General features: G+C 35.2%; 21 protein-coding genes and 1 pseudogene. 3 read left to right on the top strand and 19 right to left on the bottom strand.

Annotated elements, in window-relative coordinates:
- The 11 genes from H1D32_RS24795 to H1D32_RS25610 all read right to left on the bottom strand — a co-directional run.
- Positions 1-581: hypothetical protein (locus H1D32_RS24795; RefSeq protein ID WP_261180839.1), on the bottom strand; the 581-nt coding region annotated here is incomplete at its 3' end.
- A gap of 48 nt (positions 582-629) precedes the next feature.
- Positions 630-863 (bottom strand): hypothetical protein, encoded by a 234-nt coding sequence (locus tag H1D32_RS24790; protein WP_261180838.1) that lies wholly within the window; start codon positions 861-863, stop codon positions 630-632.
- A 29-nt stretch (positions 864-892) separates the two neighbouring features.
- Entirely contained in the window at positions 893-1,243 is a 351-nt protein-coding gene (locus H1D32_RS24785; protein ID WP_261180837.1) for a hypothetical protein, read from the bottom strand.
- Positions 1,244-1,565: 322 nt separating this feature from the next.
- On the bottom strand, positions 1,566-2,033 hold the full coding sequence (locus H1D32_RS24780; RefSeq protein WP_261180843.1) for a GNAT family N-acetyltransferase: 468 nt from the start codon (positions 2,031-2,033) through the stop codon (positions 1,566-1,568).
- Between the two features lie 232 nt (positions 2,034-2,265).
- A complete protein-coding gene (locus H1D32_RS24775; RefSeq protein ID WP_261180836.1) occupies positions 2,266-2,607 on the bottom strand; it encodes a GyrI-like domain-containing protein in 342 nt (113 codons plus the stop codon).
- A complete protein-coding gene (locus H1D32_RS25615) occupies positions 2,604-2,942 on the bottom strand; it encodes a helix-turn-helix transcriptional regulator (protein WP_396126348.1) in 339 nt (112 codons plus the stop codon). Before H1D32_RS25615 ends, H1D32_RS24775 begins: the two co-directional genes overlap by 4 nt.
- Positions 2,943-3,520: 578 nt before the next feature.
- Positions 3,521-4,606 carry a phosphodiester glycosidase family protein gene (locus H1D32_RS24770; RefSeq protein ID WP_261180835.1) on the bottom strand — a complete coding sequence of 362 codons (1,086 nt, stop codon included), beginning with the start codon at positions 4,604-4,606 and terminating at the stop codon, positions 3,521-3,523.
- A 1,096-nt stretch (positions 4,607-5,702) separates the two neighbouring features.
- Complete coding sequence (locus tag H1D32_RS24765) at positions 5,703-6,554, bottom strand: phosphotransferase enzyme family protein (RefSeq protein ID WP_261180834.1); 852 nt, start codon at positions 6,552-6,554, stop codon at positions 5,703-5,705.
- 481 nt (positions 6,555-7,035) lie between these two features.
- Entirely contained in the window at positions 7,036-7,551 is a 516-nt protein-coding gene (locus H1D32_RS24760) for a YkvA family protein (protein WP_396126346.1), read from the bottom strand.
- A gap of 386 nt (positions 7,552-7,937) precedes the next feature.
- Positions 7,938-8,708 (bottom strand): DUF4230 domain-containing protein, encoded by a 771-nt coding sequence (locus tag H1D32_RS24755; protein WP_261180833.1) that lies wholly within the window; start codon positions 8,706-8,708, stop codon positions 7,938-7,940.
- A 220-nt stretch (positions 8,709-8,928) separates the two neighbouring features.
- On the bottom strand, positions 8,929-9,096 hold the full coding sequence (locus H1D32_RS25610) for an AAA family ATPase (RefSeq protein WP_396126347.1): 168 nt from the start codon (positions 9,094-9,096) through the stop codon (positions 8,929-8,931).
- A gap of 449 nt (positions 9,097-9,545) precedes the next feature.
- On the opposite strand from H1D32_RS25610, the gene H1D32_RS24750 reads away from it, so the two are divergent.
- The 3 genes from H1D32_RS24750 (at position 9,546) to H1D32_RS24740 (ending at position 11,278) form a co-directional block, all read left to right on the top strand.
- Positions 9,546-9,815, top strand: coding sequence for a helix-turn-helix domain-containing protein (locus tag H1D32_RS24750; RefSeq protein WP_261180832.1), 270 nt, complete (start codon positions 9,546-9,548; stop codon positions 9,813-9,815).
- Positions 9,816-9,907: 92 nt separating this feature from the next.
- Complete coding sequence (locus H1D32_RS24745; protein WP_261180831.1) at positions 9,908-10,423, top strand: competence protein ComK; 516 nt, start codon at positions 9,908-9,910, stop codon at positions 10,421-10,423.
- A 99-nt stretch (positions 10,424-10,522) separates the two neighbouring features.
- Positions 10,523-11,278 (top strand): hypothetical protein, encoded by a 756-nt coding sequence (locus H1D32_RS24740; protein ID WP_261180830.1) that lies wholly within the window; start codon positions 10,523-10,525, stop codon positions 11,276-11,278.
- A 362-nt stretch (positions 11,279-11,640) separates the two neighbouring features.
- Here the strand turns inward: H1D32_RS24740 and H1D32_RS24735 are convergent, their stop codons facing one another.
- From H1D32_RS24735 to H1D32_RS24700, 8 genes and pseudogenes are all read right to left on the bottom strand, one after another.
- Positions 11,641-12,882: an MFS transporter gene (locus H1D32_RS24735; RefSeq protein WP_261180841.1), complete on the bottom strand. Its 1,242-nt coding sequence runs from the start codon at positions 12,880-12,882 to the stop codon at positions 11,641-11,643.
- 21 nt (positions 12,883-12,903) lie between these two features.
- Positions 12,904-13,382 (bottom strand): annotated as a pseudogene (locus H1D32_RS24730) (tripartite tricarboxylate transporter permease); the annotation flags it as partial.
- 73 nt (positions 13,383-13,455) lie between these two features.
- The gene (locus tag H1D32_RS24725; RefSeq protein WP_261180829.1) at positions 13,456-14,121 is read right to left on the bottom strand and encodes a tripartite tricarboxylate transporter permease; all 666 of its coding nucleotides are present in this window, start codon (positions 14,119-14,121) and stop codon (positions 13,456-13,458) included.
- 277 nt (positions 14,122-14,398) lie between these two features.
- Entirely contained in the window at positions 14,399-14,635 is a 237-nt protein-coding gene (locus tag H1D32_RS24720) for a hypothetical protein (protein WP_261180828.1), read from the bottom strand.
- 253 nt (positions 14,636-14,888) lie between these two features.
- Entirely contained in the window at positions 14,889-15,764 is an 876-nt protein-coding gene (locus H1D32_RS24715; protein WP_261180827.1) for a tripartite tricarboxylate transporter substrate-binding protein, read from the bottom strand.
- Between the two features lie 26 nt (positions 15,765-15,790).
- A complete protein-coding gene (locus tag H1D32_RS24710) occupies positions 15,791-16,210 on the bottom strand; it encodes a LeuD/DmdB family oxidoreductase small subunit (RefSeq protein ID WP_314733499.1) in 420 nt (139 codons plus the stop codon).
- A gap of 82 nt (positions 16,211-16,292) precedes the next feature.
- The gene (locus H1D32_RS24705) at positions 16,293-17,561 is read right to left on the bottom strand and encodes a 3-isopropylmalate dehydratase large subunit (RefSeq protein ID WP_261180825.1); all 1,269 of its coding nucleotides are present in this window, start codon (positions 17,559-17,561) and stop codon (positions 16,293-16,295) included.
- A gap of 5 nt (positions 17,562-17,566) precedes the next feature.
- Positions 17,567-18,985: an MmgE/PrpD family protein gene (locus tag H1D32_RS24700; protein WP_261180824.1), complete on the bottom strand. Its 1,419-nt coding sequence runs from the start codon at positions 18,983-18,985 to the stop codon at positions 17,567-17,569.

Genomic DNA, 18,985 nt, shown 5'->3' with positions numbered 1-18,985 from the left:
TTATGTGAAGTATCATCTGTAAAATTAACTAGTGCTAGCCAAGTAGGGATTTTCAACTCATTATTTAAGAGATGTAAAAGTGCTAGCCGATTTCCAAGTTGATAAAACTCTTCTGTCCACGCTTCTAGAGAAGATTGTGACCCAAACAACTTTTGAGTATCAGTAAGAGTTTTCTCAATTAAGTCTCGGCTCACTTCTGATGATGCTTTCATTTTAGAATATGTCTCACTAATATTAGCCTTTGACTCAACAAGGATTAAACCCTTTGATATGTTACCGTTAGTAATCACTGCTATACCATCCCATTGAGGCCCATTTTTAGGCCAATAGTTACGTATTTTTATCAACGCAGCTTGTTGTTCTGGTTCATTCTGAAAATAAGGAGTTAAGAAATCATCACGATATTCATAATATCCATTTTCAGCAATTGGAGAGCACCATTCAATATCAGTATGTTCATCTAAAAAGGAAAGTAGTGTCGGAGAACTTGATACTAATAGTTGATTTAATAGTTCCTGTTTTCCCGATACATACTTTTGTAATAAATACTGACTCCCCTTTTCGGCTTTCCCTATTCTCATACAATCACCTCAAAAGTTTTTTTAAACCAATCTATAAATCAACTTTGATCAACAATGTTTTTTATAAAAAAACGTTTCATAGTTCTCACTATAAAAACTTTCAATCTCTTTTATTGAAGAGAAATTTAACCAACCACCGTCTCTTTTAATTCGATTAATACCTTTATAATCTGTTTCACTCTTCTTGTTTTCATATGTACAATTTGTATGAACGGTAAACATTTTCGTCGGAATATCTACGTTGACCCAAAATTTCTTTTTTCGTTTAAAAAGTTCTAACATAATGCTATGCTCCCCCCTTACCTTCATTATTAGTTGTTGACCCAGACAAACCTAATATCGTACACCACTTCATCTTTTTCTAGCCTTTTATCAAAATCACCATTTACAATCAATCTCTTGAACTCACGTTTCATTTCATCCGCCCAATCATTAGTACTCTTCCTGCCATCGTACGGATAAATGCCGGGTAACCGCTTACTTAATAAGACTAAATCATCGCCATCGAGATGGTGTCTGTAATAATAGTTATATCTCTCTGATCCTGCCTTTAGCTTTAGCATTGGTTTATTTATCAGCTTATTTTCCCTGTAAAAAGAAATGATATTCACCTTTCCAGATCTTACTTGATCGACCTCGATTATAATTTCGTTTGTTTGCATTTTCGCCCTCCCATTTTTTTTTAGTAATCACCTACTATAATTTACATTAATTTTACACCTTTTTTGGAAAACAGTGCCATATTACTTATCTTATTTTTCAGATATATAGAGTAGTATTAAAATAAATCACTACAGAAACTATATCTTTTGAAACAAAAAGTAATAAGGAGACGATTTAAAAACCGCCTCCTGTAAAATAGTTTAGTTATGCTTTTGGATTTACCGCCCTTGTGAAACATGGTGTGAAACAAGATTTTTCGGTGTGTCAGTGACATTGACTAGGAGTGCCAGGGACCGGAAGTTTAATATCTCTAGTATAAATTTAAAGAATATATACTATGAAAGTATTCTCCCCTCTAAAAATCTCATACTTTGAACCAGTTCTAACAAAACCTAGTTTTTTCGCTAAATTTATAGACTTTTGATTTTTAGTATAAATACAGGCATTTATCTCCTTTAAATCCGTTGAGTTCTTAGCAAATTCTATAATTCCTTTTAAAGCTTCAAACATGTATCCATTTCCCCAAAATTCCTTTTTCAGGTCATAGCCTATCTCAACTTTAGAATTTTCGATACTCCAACAGTGAAATCCACAGGTTCCCATCTTTACCCCATCAACTTTACGTATTACTATCCATCTATGTTGTGGTCTAGGCTCAGGTTTTAAATAAAATTCTATTATGTCGTTCGCCTCGCTAATATCTTTTAAAGGATCAGCATCAAATAAGTATTTATTTATATCATCATCGGAAAATTGGGTAAAAATAAATTCTAAATCTTCTCTATCAATGTTTTCAGTATTAATCTATCTGTTTCTATTTTCTTATAAAACATATTCCTTTTATCCTTCCATTATAAATTAAGTGCTAATTACATTTACTTTATTGAAATGTAAAAATCTATATGGGTTTCATTTTTATGAATGATCTCATAGTCAGGTATATCAGCAAGCTCAAAGCCCGAATTAGGAAGCCATATACCGTCAATATAATCATACACAGCCTGACTCAATCTTTCACCGTTTAATGTATTATTTTGGTATCATAATAAAAAACAGCATATTTACCTTGGGGTAAAACCTTTTTTACCATACCAGTGGGAATGTTTTCATATTCTAATGCTTCTACACCATAAAAATAATTGTAATTAATCCCCTCGTTCTCTTTACCAATGTCTTCTGCGTTATAATCATAAGCTGCATAGTACAATTCAGTATTTCCTCTGGTATGAATAGTTCTTTCCATTTCCATAAATTCATTTCTTACTTTTAGTAAAAGTCCAAACTTCAAGTTTTCTCCTTGACTTATTTTTCTGACTATACCTAAAAGTAGTCTTTCTTCTTTACAAATAATTTCTGGTTTCAATATTGTATCTTCATCCGCCCTATTTTTAGAAAGCAAATTAACTTTTCATAGAGGATTGGCTCTACTTGAACTTTTCGAAAACTACTTGGTGGCATTCCGTAAGCCAATTTAAAAGATCGAGTAAATGCCTCATGGGATTCGAAACCATATCTAAAAGCTATGTCTATTATGCTACTTTTTGAGGTTACTACATCAAACATTGCATTACTCAGTTTTCTTTTACGTACATATTCCTTCACAGGGCACCCCACAATTGCACAGAATACCCTATAGAAATGAGGTATTGAGTAGCCAGCAACTTTCGCTATTTGCCCCAAACTTATATTACTTTTCAAATTGCTCTCAATATAGTCGATTGCCTTTTGAAGATTAACATAATAACTCAACGGAAATCCTCCCTTTCGTTCCTAGTTTAATAATACATTCTAGAAAGGATAAATTCTTGATAATTTTTATCATCTTTTTATATGTAAACAAAAAAAATAGCCCCAAAAGATTGGCAACCATACTTACCTATTATTGTGACCATATATATTGATTTTCGTAGTTATATAACCCAGTGGAGTGTAAAATGTATGATAAATGTTCCATGGAATAAGCCTCTTATCCTTGAGGCATCTATCATGACAGAAACCTTTTACAGCTTAAAGTTAAAGGCCTACCGCTTCTCTATTATAGCCACTTACTCCCCATAATTAATGTTTCACTTTACTCACTTTGATTTGGCTGCTTATTACTTCATTAACTTCGGAGGATAAAAACTAAGAGGCGTTTTTTAAACCGCCTCCTGGTAAAAAAAATCTATAATGTTGGTATGATAAGTTTGTGAAACCTACGTGTGGAACAAGATTTTTCGAGGAGTGCCTGGCACCGGAAGTCAAGGAAGCAGCAGAACCGTCCCCGCGCTTCTGTTTTAAGGTATGACGACAATATTTGTTGTTACTCTTCTTTCTCGCCCTTCCGATGGTTTATTTAGTACTTTTCCATTATAGTAAAAGGTACTAGAGCCTCCACCGTCTAGATTGTATGCATCTCTTATGTTAAACTCTAGCAATTTTTCCTGTGCTTCCTCTAACGTTACACCAGTACTCCAACCAGTCCTTCGCCCGTCTACAACCATAAAGAAAAGGTCTCCGTTATGGAAGTGTCCAATTATTGTTCGAGGGTGTCTTGCTTTGGCCCATTCTTTTGGTATAGGTTGCTTCTTTCCTTCTTTTAACAAAGTGGGCAGAAAACTTGCTCCTTGTAAAACTTCCAATTCTTTAATTTGCTTTCTTGAAGTTATATTCCCGCCAACTAGATTTCCATTTTTATTAAAACCTATGAAGCTAAAACGGTTTTTGGAATATGTTACGATTTGACCATCAATTACCGTAATTCCAATTGGTTGAAGCTTGCCATTTTTATTAGTAAACCCGCCAGCGTTAATAGCCAAGATTGCTCCTGTCCTAGCAGCTGCTTGACTAGTCGTTTCCCCGAAACTGGCAACTTCATCACTGGCTAACACCATCCGAATCGCTTTAGGATTATGGAGACGAATTTTTGCCATAAAACCTCTATAGCCCGCTTCTTGAAGTGAATAAATTTTCACTATTGAATTTTCACCGAATGTTTGATCGATGGGTTCGCCAAGCATCGTAGTTAATAAACTTTCACTCAAATCCGCTGATTTTTGTTGATACGTTACGCTAGCCTCTACGATTAAATTTAATTTTTCCTGTTGCATTAAATATTCTACTAATTCTTCATTTGCATTGTTTTGAACGTAGGTTAATAGTTCATTAGAAACATGACTAACTGAAATTGCTTCAGTCAATAATTCTCCTTTTTCGAAAAGGTTTTGTTTTAATGTTTCGTTTTGTTCCTGTATTTCCGTGTATCCTTCTAGTAAACTTGTACTATCGAAACTAGAATAGGGATTGTGTTGAGTAAAATAGAGTAATGAGCCAAAAAAGGGCGCAAGAAGAAAAACAATAAATAGTTGGATCTTAATGGGCACGCGCTGCTTCCTCCAATTTTTTTAATTGAGCTGTTAATTGATTTAGTCGCTTATCTAACTCAGTCATTCGTTCTTGTAATGCAAGTCTAGTTTGATCGCTACCTGTTATGGTCTCCCCAGTTAACTCTAGTGTACCTTTAATATAATTTAATTCGTTAGTAACAACGATTAATTCAGCCGTAGACGCTTTTAACTCTTGATTGAAAAGTGCTAATTGAGTAGTTACTGCTTCGTTTTGATGCTTGATTTCTTGAATTTGGAGGTCTAATGAAGTATGAATTTTTTCAAATAGTTATAGGCTAACAGATAGCCACCAGCCAGTAACCCAGCCCATAAAATAACACTACCAAATAAAATAATTTTTTCCGTTTAGAGGTGCCACTATTTCTCGGATTGTTTTTAGGAATAGAGCGTCTATAGTTAGTTAGTTGATCTTGTATAGTCATTTAAAATACCTTCCCTTAACTTGTTATTCATTATAGTACCATATTCTTTCTCTATTTGGAGAATAAATAGGGATAGGAATCAATAACAACCAATGAAGAAAAAATCTAACCCGGTCAGTTGAAAGGGAGCAAACGTAAATCCACATGTAATTTACATTGTTCGTTTTTTATAAAAAATGGAAATTTTTCATTCGAACAATTTAATGGAAAAAACCTTATTTTTTATGATTTCGAATTATAAAAAATATAATTTAATCCTAATAGCTTGCTGCGCAGTATCCTTCAAATACGAAAAACGATTGCTTTGAAAGCAATCGTCTCTTTAGAGGGTTATTCAATTACAAGTATCGTTGCACTGCGCAGGAAATGACTTTGTTGTTTTTTTCGTATTTATTTAACAAAGGAATACGTTAGTTGTTGTAGCCTTTTCGCACTCAAACTCACTTAAGTTTTGTCCGCACAATTACGTTTAAGAAAAAAACATATTAAAAGATTAGCTCTCCATATGTTGTCTATTTTTACCTACCTCTTCAAATGAATGACGATATTTCACTATCACATTGCATAATTTCTTTCTTAGTTTAACGAGCCATTCGGGTGATCTTCCGATTCGTCAATATCAACACTTCTAATTAGGACTCCAAATAATACTAATTTGTGCATCTTCTCAAACTCAATGTTTCTTTGAGTATTTGCATGTCTAGTAAAGTCTCACTTTCATACCCTTGTATAAAATTTGTAATTATAGAATGCTTAATATTAAAATCTCCTGCATCTCTTAGTGCATAAACAATATCAGCAACATACCAATTTAGAGAAGAATCATCGAAATCAAGCATTCCTATTGTACTTTCAGCAAATACTAGATTATCTAGTTCAAAGTCATAATGAATAATCCCAAAGTTTTCCTTTGATATATTTAAACCCTCAGCCCATTTTACTATTCTTTCTAATTCCTTTTTTGCAACGGTTTCGTTAGATGGAAGTATTTCTTTTACTTTTAATAAATTCTCCCTCCAACTCGGACGGTTAATTTTATATTCTTCAGGTAATTGTTTAAGATTTTCGTGTAAAGCACCTAAAGACTTTCCCCATAAATAAGCCTGATCACTTGTTATTTCTTCAAAATCATAGTGTTTTCCTTTAATTGCTTCGAAAACAACTGCATAAAATGTTCCAATTTCAGTTTTTACCGTTTCTATATATTCTCCATTTAATGATTTAATGGGTTGGGCTACGTGTAAGCACTTACTTCCTAAATACTGAACAATGTTCAACTCTGCTTCTATCGTTGATAAGTCTCTTTCACAAGAATCATTAAATCTTAGATAATATTGTTTTCCGTCTTTTTTGAAAACAAAAATAAAATTAGCGCTTGCTCGTAAAATAAATACAGTTCCTTCATCATATCCCCATTTTTCAAGAATCAGTTCCCCTAATGGACTTCTCCATTCACTGTCAACAGTATCCATAACTTTCTTCATTGTACTTAATTTCATCATTAACATTACTTCCCTTCTTATTTTAAAAGTAATAAATTACTCAATAAGTTAGGTAAGCATTCAAAATAAAAAGAGAGAACCAAAAACGTAAAACTTTTGACTCTCCCTTTCTTTAGAATTTATTTTGAAGGCCCCTATTTCTGATCCGTCCAAAGGGCTAATATTGTTATTAAACAATATTAGGTAAGGACGAAACAAAACAAAACTTATTGAATTCAGTTAACATCGACCTCACCCCTTTCAATTTATTAAGATAATTATACTTTAGAAAAATTTGGAATACAATAATTATTTAATATTGTGTAATACCTTCTATTACATTTATCTGCTCGTTACTTATGTAGAATCGTCTACAAACTAATTTAAAAACTCACTTTAACACCTCAACTTTAGAATGGATACTCCCCTTTGAAAAGAGAACTAAAATTATATAACTATTATGGAAGCATGAGAACCGCGCCCCAATGCTTCCATAATATCATTATCTTCCTAGTTTATTATCAATCTCAGTTGTATCTACATTCTCACCAAATAAATCTTTTAATTTATTTTTGGCTTGCATTTTAATTTCATCATCCACATATAAAGCTACATGAACTAAAGCAAATATTACAACACTTAAGTCGTCAACATATCCTACACCAACTGCTAAGTCCGGTATAATATCTAGAGGTAAAATAAAATAACCTAAAGCCCCAACAATGGTTGCTTTAACTTTTAATGGTACATCTGGCTTTTGAAGAGTGTAATAAAGTAATAGCACTGCGTAGACTAAAGAAGTTCCAGCTTTTTTAGGAAATTTTTGAACCTTAGTCCAAAACTTTTCCTCTGAGAAATGCTTTTCGTGTTGGTTTATATCTTCAGCATTTAGTTTTTCTGCTTTATCTATTAAATCAGCAACTAATTCTTCTTCAATTTCAATTTTGTCGACTTCATTAATATTAGATGAGGATAATTCGTCAAGATCTGTTTTCTTTCTAAATAGATTTTTTAACATGAAATCACTCCAATGATTAGTAGATTACATATACATTTCATACAATAATTATCCATTTACCATCTTTTAAAACACTAGTATTTCAAATAAATAAGTTTCTATGCGACAGCTAATAAGTTAGAGATGAAGATAGAACCCGTTGGACTAAGATAACTCCTTCTTAGCTTGATGACCAATTTCTAGAATGGAACAATTTGAAAAGCTAAAAAAGGGTAGGGATTCTCTTTGCTTGTAATCAATTACACCTACTCTAAATAGCAAAGAGCCAAAAATATTTGGTTTAATGATTGTCGAATTCTACAATTAGTAGAATTCGACAATCCTCTATGGTTCCCCAGCAAATTGCAGAACAGGCCTGCACCAAGTAGTATGGGCAGGCCGTCCTATTAGTTAAACGTGACATTTACCTTATAACCAATATTCTTAAAAAACTCCTTTAACGCTTTTTCTGCATTTTTCTCTGCAGTATCTAGTAAACCACCAGAGATGGCATCTTGACGACTTTGCTCTTGTGCCTTAGCAGCCAGGTCAAATCCCTCATCCCATGTAATTTCACCACGGAAAAGCCCACCATTGACATAGGTTAGTATTTTATCCATCTGTAATGACGTGTCCTGAATTAGCTCTGCATGAGGAAGAGTAATATCTATTTCTTTTGTTTCTTCATTTATAACCATGTCCTTAGAAGTAATCCTTTTCAAATCAACACCAGCAATTACCGTCCCAGGTACAATTAATAGAAGTTCTCGCTTTGTTCCAGGTAGATTAATAGAAATGTCTTTCGAGAAAATCTTATTATCCTCTTCGTGTATAACTGCTTTCGTATGAGCTTTAGCTGTTGCCAATGTTGCTAGCTCTTGAACATGTTCTACAAACGTTACTGACTCTTGTTTGAAGGTACTGCCCGAAAATAGCCAAAATCCTCCTGAAGTAATGACGACTAGAGAAACAAGGATGACCAGGAGCAACAAAATAATCTTCAATCCACCAGCTTTTAAGAAAGACTTAAAAATTCCTTTCGGTGTAGATAAAGATCTTAAGTTATGATCTACCGCAATAGTTGCAGCACTTTGCTGTTGCGCTTCCTTTAATTCTATTAATAGTCTTTCTATCTGTGAAATTTTTTCTTCTTCTATAACTTCTCTATTTGTATCCACTTTTTTCACCTCTCGTTTTTACCATTAAATGCATATCCTTTTAATTCACTAATCTAATATGTGAGGAATTATTTGAATAAATGTAAGAGTTTTTTACTACAGAATTTATGTATATCTAGAAGATTTTCACCATTAAGGAGGGATTCTTGTTGTAATGTAGTTTCGGCAGTAGAATCGATAAACGAGGCTAGAAGGAATATCTGAAGTCGCCATCCAATAGTTATTTTTGATTTTCAGAATAGACACATACATCTTCATGTCCTATCTTAACTAAACTATTAGTAAAGAAAATCTCCAATGCCTCTAATATTGTTGATCTACCAATATCATTCGTTCCTATTAATAATGTAATATCATTAACATCTACAGTAGCTTTTGCTTGTAAGATCTAAAACTCTCTAAGATCCCTTTTCTAATCTCAAATTAGTACCCCCTAATAAAAATTCCTACACTGTTTAAATTTACCATTCACTCAGACATTCTTCAACATAATATTACAAAAAAACTCTCTTCAACAATCCGTTTGTTGAATAAAATAAACTAATATTTTTTTTATGGATTCCATTTCTTAATTCCCAGTCCATATTCACTATCCTCACTGGCTACCTTGCTATCAACTGCTTTACTTTGTTGTGCCTAGCACTTCTTTTCCTTTAGCTCATTAGTCAAATTATTAAACATTGATTTGACTGCTTACACCTCTGTTTTTTCAGCAGAACATTACAAAAAACTATAAAATTTTCACCTATTATTCATAACAACAAGCAGTTACATACTATAGTTTGTAAGTTTTGTTTCAGTTATTTTTCATAATGTTAGTAAAAGGAATGAAAATAATTGAAACCAAAATTAGTCTGGACTTCCGAGTTAGGTAAATATATTAAAGCTAGTAGAGATAAGAAAGGTTGGTCACAGGATAAGCTAGCGTCTGAAGTTGGTCTGACCCAGCAATACATAAGTGATCTTGAGTTAGGAAAACGAAATTTTTCAAATGATGTATTACTATTAATTGCTGTTTCATTAGACACTTACCCTTCTGAATACTGGCTCAAATTTGAGCATGAAGTTCTACCAGACATCAAAAAACACCTCAAAGAACAGGAGTAACATTACTCCTGTCTCCTGTAACTCTTCTTTCTAGCATACGAAATTCAATCATGATCGCTACTTTCCAAACCATCATTAAGGAGTGTTTAAAATTGAATACTGTAATCCTAGCAAACTATAGTGTCAACAAAGATACACTGGCCCTCCTCTCAGTCGCACATCCAGACTATCATACGATCGCCATTGAAACAGATCGTAAGCTTTACATTCGAAAAACACCGTTTCAGATCATCAAAGCAGCTTGCTTAAAGGGCGGCTCCACCTATGAAGGAAGACGAGCAGCTGTTACCTATCTTACCGGAGCCAAACACAAAGTACCGATCCCGATCAATCCAACTGAACACATCTACGCGTTTCCTACCTATTCGCCTACACAATTTGAATGCTCCTGGATCTTCCACGATCATGTCCATTCTATTTCACCATATCAAAAAAATCATACGGTGATTACCTTCAAAAACGAACTGCAATTAAAGCTACCTGTTTCTTACTATACAATCGAAAAACAAATGTACAGAACTGCTCAATGCATCATCCGCTTTACTCATTTTACGAACGAAAAAACCTTCTGCATGCCACGTAGTACCCCTGAACTTATCCATTACTAATTCCACGTTAGCCGAGAAAGGAACATCTCCATGAAATCAGGCCACATTAACCAATTCGCTCATTTAAGTCAATTTAACTCCCTTCAAGAGTTTAACGATATGATCAAACATGTAGTAGAAAAATTCAAAACTAACTTTACAAAAAGTGAACTTCTAGCCTTCTCGCAGCTGACTCGTTTTAGTGTCAAAATAATCGGCGTCTGTAACGCACGAATTTGCAAGTTAGTTGAAGCAACACAGGATAAAAAGGGCGGGATCTCCCGCTCTACTTTTGAGAGAATGTTACGTAAAGCTAAACAGTTAGGCATCCTCTCGATTCACCATACAACACGCGAAAAAGGTGGTTTCTCACACAACGTCTACATCTTTCACCATTTTGACGGAGCGATAACGGAAAAATTGACAGAGCGCGAAGAAACGCCAACCTCTACAGTTCCAACAGTTCAAAGCCAAGAAATCTCTACTGAAACTATTTCTTTTGAAACAAATACAAAAAGAATAAAAGATCTTCGTCCTATCACACTAGCAGAATTAGATTACACATACGTCCCAAGTTATGTTCCAGAAAGCTTTGTCAAAGTCGTCAAACCATTCTTTGATCGAGCAAAGGATATTTGCCAGTTATGGGATCGAGCATTGATTGCTTATCGAAGCCAGAGGATAAGTGACCCTATCGAACGATTCCTACCGACGATCATTAAGGGATTTAAGGAGTCGGTTTACCAGTGGAAAAAGAGCAAGATCAACACTAGCTTTATTCAGTATTACTACGGGGCTGTTGTGGGAATGTTGGCGGTGGAGAGTAGGAGAATTATTGCAAAGAAAGTAGAACAAACACATTGGTTGTATCGTTAGAGGCGAATTGCACACCCATCAATCTAGGGAGGTAAGAATTGCAAACGAATGATTAAAGTAATGACCCGCTCGCTGCCATGTCTTCATTACATCGGAGGGGAAGAATTAAGAGGCGTTATAAATAAATCGCCTCTTGTAGAAATAAAAATACTATTTGTTATCCGCGGTTGCCAGGCACCCTTATTTACTCGAAATCTTACACTTTAACAAATATCACTCTCTTATTTTTGTAAAAAAGGATCCTATTATCAAGATAGCTCCACTAACGAAAAAAATTGGATTAATGCCTGCAAACTGTCCTATTCCTCCAAAAATAAATGGAGCAACAAACTGTGAAGTTCGATTAAATGTTAATCTCAATCCTAATACTTCACCTTGCCTGTCTCAGGAGTGACATTCAGTGTGTAGACTAAACTTAATGGTTGGCCAAGACCTAGTCCTGCTCCAAGTACCAACGATATAAGTATTAATAAAAGTAGACTACTAGTAGTTGGTATAAGTATAAAAGAAATTCCACTAACAACTAATAATAAGACCATGAGTCTGGCCCTTCCAATCGTGTGCACCAATTCTGATTGTAAAAATCTAATAATCATTGACATAGCAGAAAGCAAGCCTATAACTAGCCCTATTTGAGATGGACTCAACCCGATAGAATTACCATAAACAGGAAAATAAGCTACGACCAAATCTTTAGAAAAAAGAACTAACCCACTGACAATCAGCGCTTTTCTAAGATTTACATTTTTAAGCATCTTCCAAGTTTTTTCTGCTTTTTTATCGACCAATTTTTTTTGTTCTTTCTTTACCATATTAGGCATTAATCTTGTAAAAACTAGTCCCACGATAATAAACAGAATCATTATCAAGAATGTCCAACGAAATCCAGTCATTTCAAAAAGATATCCCGTTAATATTGCACCAACGAATTCTCCAAAAGCTCCTGACAAACTAAATGCAGCAATCAGTCTATCACGATCACCTACTATATTCCCAACCGTTTTTTGCAGGGAAATTAATATACATAGGTGTGAAATCCCAATTAGGAGTTGGTTGAATAGTAGTGAAAATAATGTCGGGTACAAGACTGGTAGTATAAAAGATAGTAACATCCCTATACTACCAATCATTGTCATTTTTTTTGCTCCTTGTTTATCTAGCCATTTACCAACTGAAATGGCAAATAACATTGGAAGAAAAGCAAAGGCCGCTGCAAGTAGTCCTATAAAAAACGGAGAAGCTCCGATATTATCTGCATAAAGAGATATAATTGGTCGAGAACCTCTTATAATAATTGAATAAACTGCTTGGCATATCATAACTATCCATAGCAACTTCATTATGGTTCCTTCTTCAAGTTGAAAAAATAGTTGGTTATTGATTAACTTTTTATACTTTTTCTTTTTTGCCCTAACCGTTTTGAAAATATCGTATAAAACAAAAGCTAAAGCAACGCTAATTAATGTCATACTAATACCACTTGTAAAAAACGCTGTCATGTCGCCTTTAGATACAATAATAGCTCTTCTAAAGTAACTTTCGAATTTTTCTCCTAATACGATTGCCAACACTAATAGTGCAGGCGATAACCCAGATACTTTCATAAAAAATCCTAGTACACCAAAGATTAAAAGTAACCACAAATCATTAAAAGAACCATTAACGGAGTAAGTTCCCATCATCGCAATCACTAATACCAACGGCATTAAAATACGAGAAGGGATATCTAGTATTTTACAAATAAAGGGATGAGAGGTAAATTTAGAACAATTAAAGCAACATTAGAAATAAATAGTGAAGCTACAATTGCCCAAAATAAATCCGGTTCATTAGCAATGAATTGCGGTCCAGGAGATACTCCATACATCATTAAGGCTCCTAACAAAACGGCTGTTGTTCCAGATCCAGGTACTCCTAGCGAAAACATCGGGACTAAAGCCCCGCCAACAGAACCATTATTTGCTGTATCCACCGCTGCAAGTCCTTTCATTTCTCCTTTACCAAAACGCTCTGGATGCTTAGAAATTCTCTTTTCAAAGGAATATGAAAGATAAGAACCGATCGTACTCCCTGAACCAGGTAATAAACCTGATAAAAACCCAATAATCGCTCCCGAAAGTAGGCTGGGGTTGATTCTTTTAAGTCTTTCTTAGTCGGAATAAGACTACCTTTTATCGCTATTCTTTTCCAGAATTCACATTTTTCTTTTGCTCAACTAAAAAGTACAGCACTTCACCTAGTCCAAAAACACCAATAATTATGACAATCATATCGATCCCACTAGTTAAATGGCCTGAACCAAACGTAAATCTACTAACTCCACTTTGTAAATCTATTCCAACTAAACCAAATGTTAAGCCCAAACCAATTGAGAGAAACCCTTTAAATAAAGACCCTCCCATTAAGGTAGCTGCCATAACTAGCGCAAAAATCATAACTGCCGTGTATTCAATGGGACCAAATTTCAAAGCAAATTTACTTAAAGGGGTAATTAAAAACATTAAGCCTAAAATGGCGACCATACTTCCGAAAAAGGAACCAATGGCTGTGATTGATATCGCTGGACCAGCTCTCCCTTGTTGAGCAAGTGGGTATCCGTCTGCTGTAGCTATAACTGTCGATGGAGCCCCTGGAATATTTAAAAGGATAGCAGTCGTTGATGCACCGTACATCGCACCAAAATAAACAGCAATCATCATGATCATTCCACTATCTGCAGGCATTGAAAAAGCTACTGGTATTAATATAGCTACTGTTGCGGAGGAACCCAATCCTGGCAATATACCAACAATAGTTCCAACAACCGCTCCTACAATAGCTGCAAATAAATTGCTCCAAGTCAAAGCATCACTAAACCTTGAATTAACAACGAGATAGTTTCCAAAAGTTAACCTCCTCTCTTCCTAGTAAAATATTGAAGGCCATGCAGGAACGTTATATTCAAAAAGAACTCAAAAATTATATACAGAGATAGTGAAATAGAAGCTGAAAGAACGGTTGTTTTAATTACCTTCTCTCTCTTAATAATCATCATGGAAACAAATAGTAATAAAAAGAAACTTATAACAAGACCTAAATAAGGTGCTATTAACAAAAACACAATTAGCACGCCTACATAGATTAACATTTGAAAAATATCTTGAAGACCAATATTGTTAGATACAAATTTTTCATTGAAGAAAAGATACCAATAGAACACAATATCACCATTACGCTTACGATAATAGGAAATGCCGCTGGACCCATAAAATCAGAAGTTGCCGTAGGAGGACTTGGAATCTTCAAAGCAGCAATTAATAAACATAATCCAAATAAGAAACCTACTAATCCTGTTATGCGATCTTTATTCCATTCCATTGCTTACACCTCCTAAAAAACTTAAATACTATACTTAACTACGGTAACGTGTAGCCCTAATCTTAAAAAAGTCACACGTTACCATAGTTATTTAATGAAAATTCAGATAATTAAATTCACACTATAGCATTACAATTTTACTCATCTATCATTCCTACAGCTTTAAGGATTCCCTCCATATTAGCTTTTTCTTCTTTTAAATCCTTTAGGAAAGTTGTAGAATCTGCATATGCATCATACCATCCATACCTATCTAAAATCGCTTGCCATTCTTCTGATTGACTAACTCTCCAAATTTATTATCCCAGTATTCAACTGTATTTTCCGGCATATTTGGAGGTCCAAAAATCCCTCTCCAATGTAAGATCGAAACATCAATACCTAGCGACTTCCAAGTTGGTATATCAACTAATTCACCTTGCAATGGTTCAGGTGCCGATACTGCCAAAATTCTAGCATCACCTGATTTTACGAATTCGATTGCTTCAGAAATACCAGTAGAAACGATTGGAATATGTCCGCCTACTAATTGGGTTATTAAATCGCCTCCGCTGTTATGGGCGACAATTTCAATTTGACTGACGTCAATTCCGTACTCACTAGCAGGTCTTAAGACATTCATCTGGTCATTACTAGGAACAGTTCCTACTCCAAATAGAACAGAATGTGGATCCTCTTTTAATTTATCTAAGACTTGAATTGCATCTGTAAATTCAGAGTCTGCTTTAACTACCCATACTAAGTATTCAGTTGCAACTCGTGCGATTGGAGTAACATCGTCAATACCTAGTTCTGTAGTTCCAACTAAGTTATTTATATAGACTCGATTTGATTCCGATAATAAGTGGTAAGGATTTCCGTTTTTTTCTTTCATATATGCTCTCGCGGGATTTCCACCACCACCACCATTATTAGTAATATTAAATGGTTGATCTCTTAAGCCAGCATCATTAAAACCTTGATCAACGGCACGAGCAAGTGAATCAAGCCCTCCACCTGGGGAACCAGCAGCCACTAATTCAATCGCTTTTGACGGATAATTTTCTCCAGTACTCGAGGACTTACTTCCACAGGCAGCTAGCATGATTGATACCAAAACCACAACACTGAACATTAATATCCTTTTCATAGAAAATTCCTCCTCTTAATGATTAGTTAATTACTTAAAATAAATCTCTTATTTTTTTTAATGTAGGGAACTAACCCTCCCTCTCTAAGAATACCCATCATAAACGATGGAATAGGTTGAAAGTTTGTTAAGATGCCTGAATCGACTTTAAGTATTTTTCCTAACTCTAAGTCTATTTCCAATGTTTCCCCTGCGGAAAAGGTTTTGTTAGCGCTTTCTAGTGTGATTACTGGCAACCCTACATTTATTGCATTTCGATAAAATATTCTTGCAAAAAGTGGTGAGATAACCGCTGATATACCGGCCGCCTTCAGTACCGCTGGGGCAGCTTCCCTAGATGATCCACAACCAAAGTTTTTACCAGCGACTATAATGTCTCCTTCGGTTATCTCTTTATAAAAATTAGGGCGGATATCTTCCATCACATATGGTGCCATTTCTTCTATTTTTTGTTTCGATTCTTTCCTTTAGCTGATATAATTACATCTGTATTGATGTGATCTCCGAAAACATGAACATTTCCTTTTATCATATAGCTACACCTCCCTTATTAGTAGGGAAGGTAATTTTACCATTAATTGCTGAAAGAGCTACGACTGCCGGAGAGGCTAGATAAATACTTGCTTTGGGATTTCCTAACCTGCCAACAAAATTCCGATTAGCCGAAGTGATTACTACATCTCCATCAGATGGGATAGCAAAATGGGCACCTCCTGTACATCCTGAGCAACCTGGAATACCAATATTCGCGCCAGCCTTAACAAATGTTTCAATGTAACCTTTCTCTAAAGCTTGTAAGTAAATCTCTCTTGAGGCAGGAGTGATAAACAGCCGGACATCATCTGCAAGCTTTTTCTCTTTTAAAATATGTGCAGCAACTTCCAAGTCTTCTAATCTACCATTTACACATGTACCGATAATAGCCTGATTGATTTTTATTCCTAGCGCTTCGGAACTTACTACATTTTCAACTTGATCTGGAATTGCGATCCGAGACTTTAACTCTGAAACATTAATCGTTATCACATGTTCGTATGAAGCATCAGGATCTGGATAAACCGGTTGATGATCTGCTATGTTTTGTCTTTTCTCAAGCCAAGACTTTAAAATGTCATCGTATGGAAATATTGCAGTTTTCGCACCAGCCTCTACAGCCATATTCGAAATAGTCATACGCCCTTCAATTGATATAGAGTTCAAAGCGTCTCCACAAAATTCCAATGCCTTATATGTTGCTCCGTCTGCTCTAATTACTCGTATCAATTCAAGAACGATGTCTTTTGGATAGACACCATCAGGAATCTCTCCTGTTAATTCTACTTTTATCGTTTCTGGCACCTTAAGCCATATCTTTCCAGTAAGCATTACAGCGGCTAAATCACTAGTACCTACTCCAATACCAAGCATATTGAGCGCACCATAGGTACAAGTATGAGAATCAGTTCCCATTAATAAGTTACCTGGATAAACATAACCTCTTTCAGCAATTACTTGATGACAAATCCCCTCACCCGGTCCTATAATCTCAACCTGTTGTTGATCCGCAAATTGCCTCATTTGCGCATGGATAGCTGCTGCTGTCTGATTCGGAACGGTAGGTGCGTGGTCAATCACCAATTTAACTTTATCTTTATCAAAGACTCGTTCGCCACCCATTTCGTAAAAAACATCAGTCGCTTGGGGACGATTACCATCATGAGAAACAAGCATATCGACATCAACAATGGTTAACTCTCCACTAGATACCTGTGTTCCACTTTTAAACGAGAGGATTTTTTCTAGCATGGTCTTTCCCATAATCTTCACCCACTTTTGGTTAGTTCACCATGAAATATTTGAAAAACTTTTATAACGTCAGATGATGTTTCCAAAGTTAGTAACTGGTCTAACAATGCATGACTCGTAGCTTCCGAATAAACATTGCCTACTAGATTTAAGAACTTAGATTTTACCTCTTGATAAGTTAACGGTTCAACCATACTTCCTTTTGCATGCACTTTTTCTTTCACTTTAGTCGTACCATCTGAAAAAGTTGTTGTTATTCTAATATGGTGTCTTCCTGAACGACCACTTTTATCAAACTCTAGATTTGGCTCTATATTAATTTTCTGTATAAGAGCGTTTACATTTTCTGATTCAATCTTTCTATCTTCATATTGCTTTACGGTACATTCCCCATCAAGCAAGGTAACGGCAGTTGCATATTGAAGATTCATCTGGGCTGCAATCGCTCCGCTAGCTTTGTATTCCCAACCAACATGATGTTTCGTTGCTGTTGTTGTTTCAATAAGTATCTCCTTGATGTCTTCTACCTTAAATGCAGCTCCATTTTCCTTTACCATTTCAAGAGTACAATCAATGGTTGTATGATTACTACCACAACAAGGATAAGGCTTAAAGCCAACATTCAGTGTTTCAAAGTCTACTCCTAAATTATCAAAATCGGTATCTTTAATGTGCACATCAGCAAATGTTTGAGCAAAGCCACCATAACTCGCTTCAATCACATTCGTAATGCCAGTAAATCCATTTTTGGCTAACATGACACTGAGTAACCCATTTTGAGCAGCTTTCCCCGGGTTCATTCTCTTAACCATTGCTTCATATTGGGCTGACATTAAGCCACTTGCTTGGCTCCCGGCAATCCCAATCGAATGTAGAATTTCTTCCTCAGAAAGGTTCAATAATTTTGCTCCAGCTGCGGCTGCCCCGAAAATTCCAGAGGTTGCTGACGGATGAAACCCTCGATTCAGTTGCTCCGCGCCAGTTAACATCCCTACATGACATCCAACTTCATAGCCAGCTGCTAAGGCAGTTAAAAATTCTTTACCAGTAACATTTCTTCCATTCATTTCTAGATAATCTGTTAAAGCTAATAACACAGGGATAATTTCTGCGCCAGGGTGGATGACAGCTGTCTTGTGCAAGTCATCAAATTCAAAGCAATGAATTAGTGTACCATTTATCAAAGCCGCATGATCTGGAGTATAATTAGTAGAATGACCAAAGATTTTGGCACCTTGATTATCCGACTTAGGGACAATATCCTCAAACGTCTTAATAACCTTTTGACTCCAATGCTTTGTCGACCCGTAAATTCCGCATCCGATTGCATCTAGTAAACAGAAATGTAAGTGTTCTTGTACTTCACTTGAAAGATGGTCAAATTCAAGTTCATAAACAAATTTGGCCAGTTTTTTGGTTGCCGTCATTTCGTTCAT

It is taken from the genome of Anaerobacillus sp. CMMVII (genome assembly GCF_025377685.1).
GTDB lineage: Bacteria > Bacillota > Bacilli > Bacillales > Anaerobacillaceae > Anaerobacillus.
Note: the sequence above shows the minus strand (reverse complement) of the source record. Positions and strands in the feature narration are given on the sequence as shown.

Bases quoted from the DNA above. Each gene is read 5' to 3' on its own strand.
- H1D32_RS24760 (WP_396126346.1), bottom strand. From the start codon at position 7,551: ATGTTAAAAAATCTATTTAGAAAGAAAACAGATCTTGACGAATTATCC.
- H1D32_RS24740 (WP_261180830.1), top strand. From the start codon at position 10,523: ATGATCAAACATGTAGTAGAAAAATTCAAAACTAACTTTACAAAAAGT.
- H1D32_RS24705 (WP_261180825.1), bottom strand. From the start codon at position 17,561: ATGGGAAAGACCATGCTAGAAAAAATCCTCTCGTTTAAAAGTGGAACA.
- H1D32_RS24790 (WP_261180838.1), bottom strand. From the start codon at position 863: ATGTTAGAACTTTTTAAACGAAAAAAGAAATTTTGGGTCAACGTAGAT.
- H1D32_RS24735 (WP_261180841.1), bottom strand. From the start codon at position 12,882: ATGAAAGTATCTGGGTTATCGCCTGCACTATTAGTGTTGGCAATCGTA.
- H1D32_RS24715 (WP_261180827.1), bottom strand. From the start codon at position 15,764: ATGAAAAGGATATTAATGTTCAGTGTTGTGGTTTTGGTATCAATCATG.
- H1D32_RS24720 (WP_261180828.1), bottom strand. From the start codon at position 14,635: ATGGAATGGAATAAAGATCGCATAACAGGATTAGTAGGTTTCTTATTT.
- H1D32_RS24785 (WP_261180837.1), bottom strand. From the start codon at position 1,243: ATGCAAACAAACGAAATTATAATCGAGGTCGATCAAGTAAGATCTGGA.
- H1D32_RS24765 (WP_261180834.1), bottom strand. From the start codon at position 6,554: ATGATGAAATTAAGTACAATGAAGAAAGTTATGGATACTGTTGACAGT.
- H1D32_RS24700 (WP_261180824.1), bottom strand. From the start codon at position 18,985: ATGAACGAAATGACGGCAACCAAAAAACTGGCCAAATTTGTTTATGAA.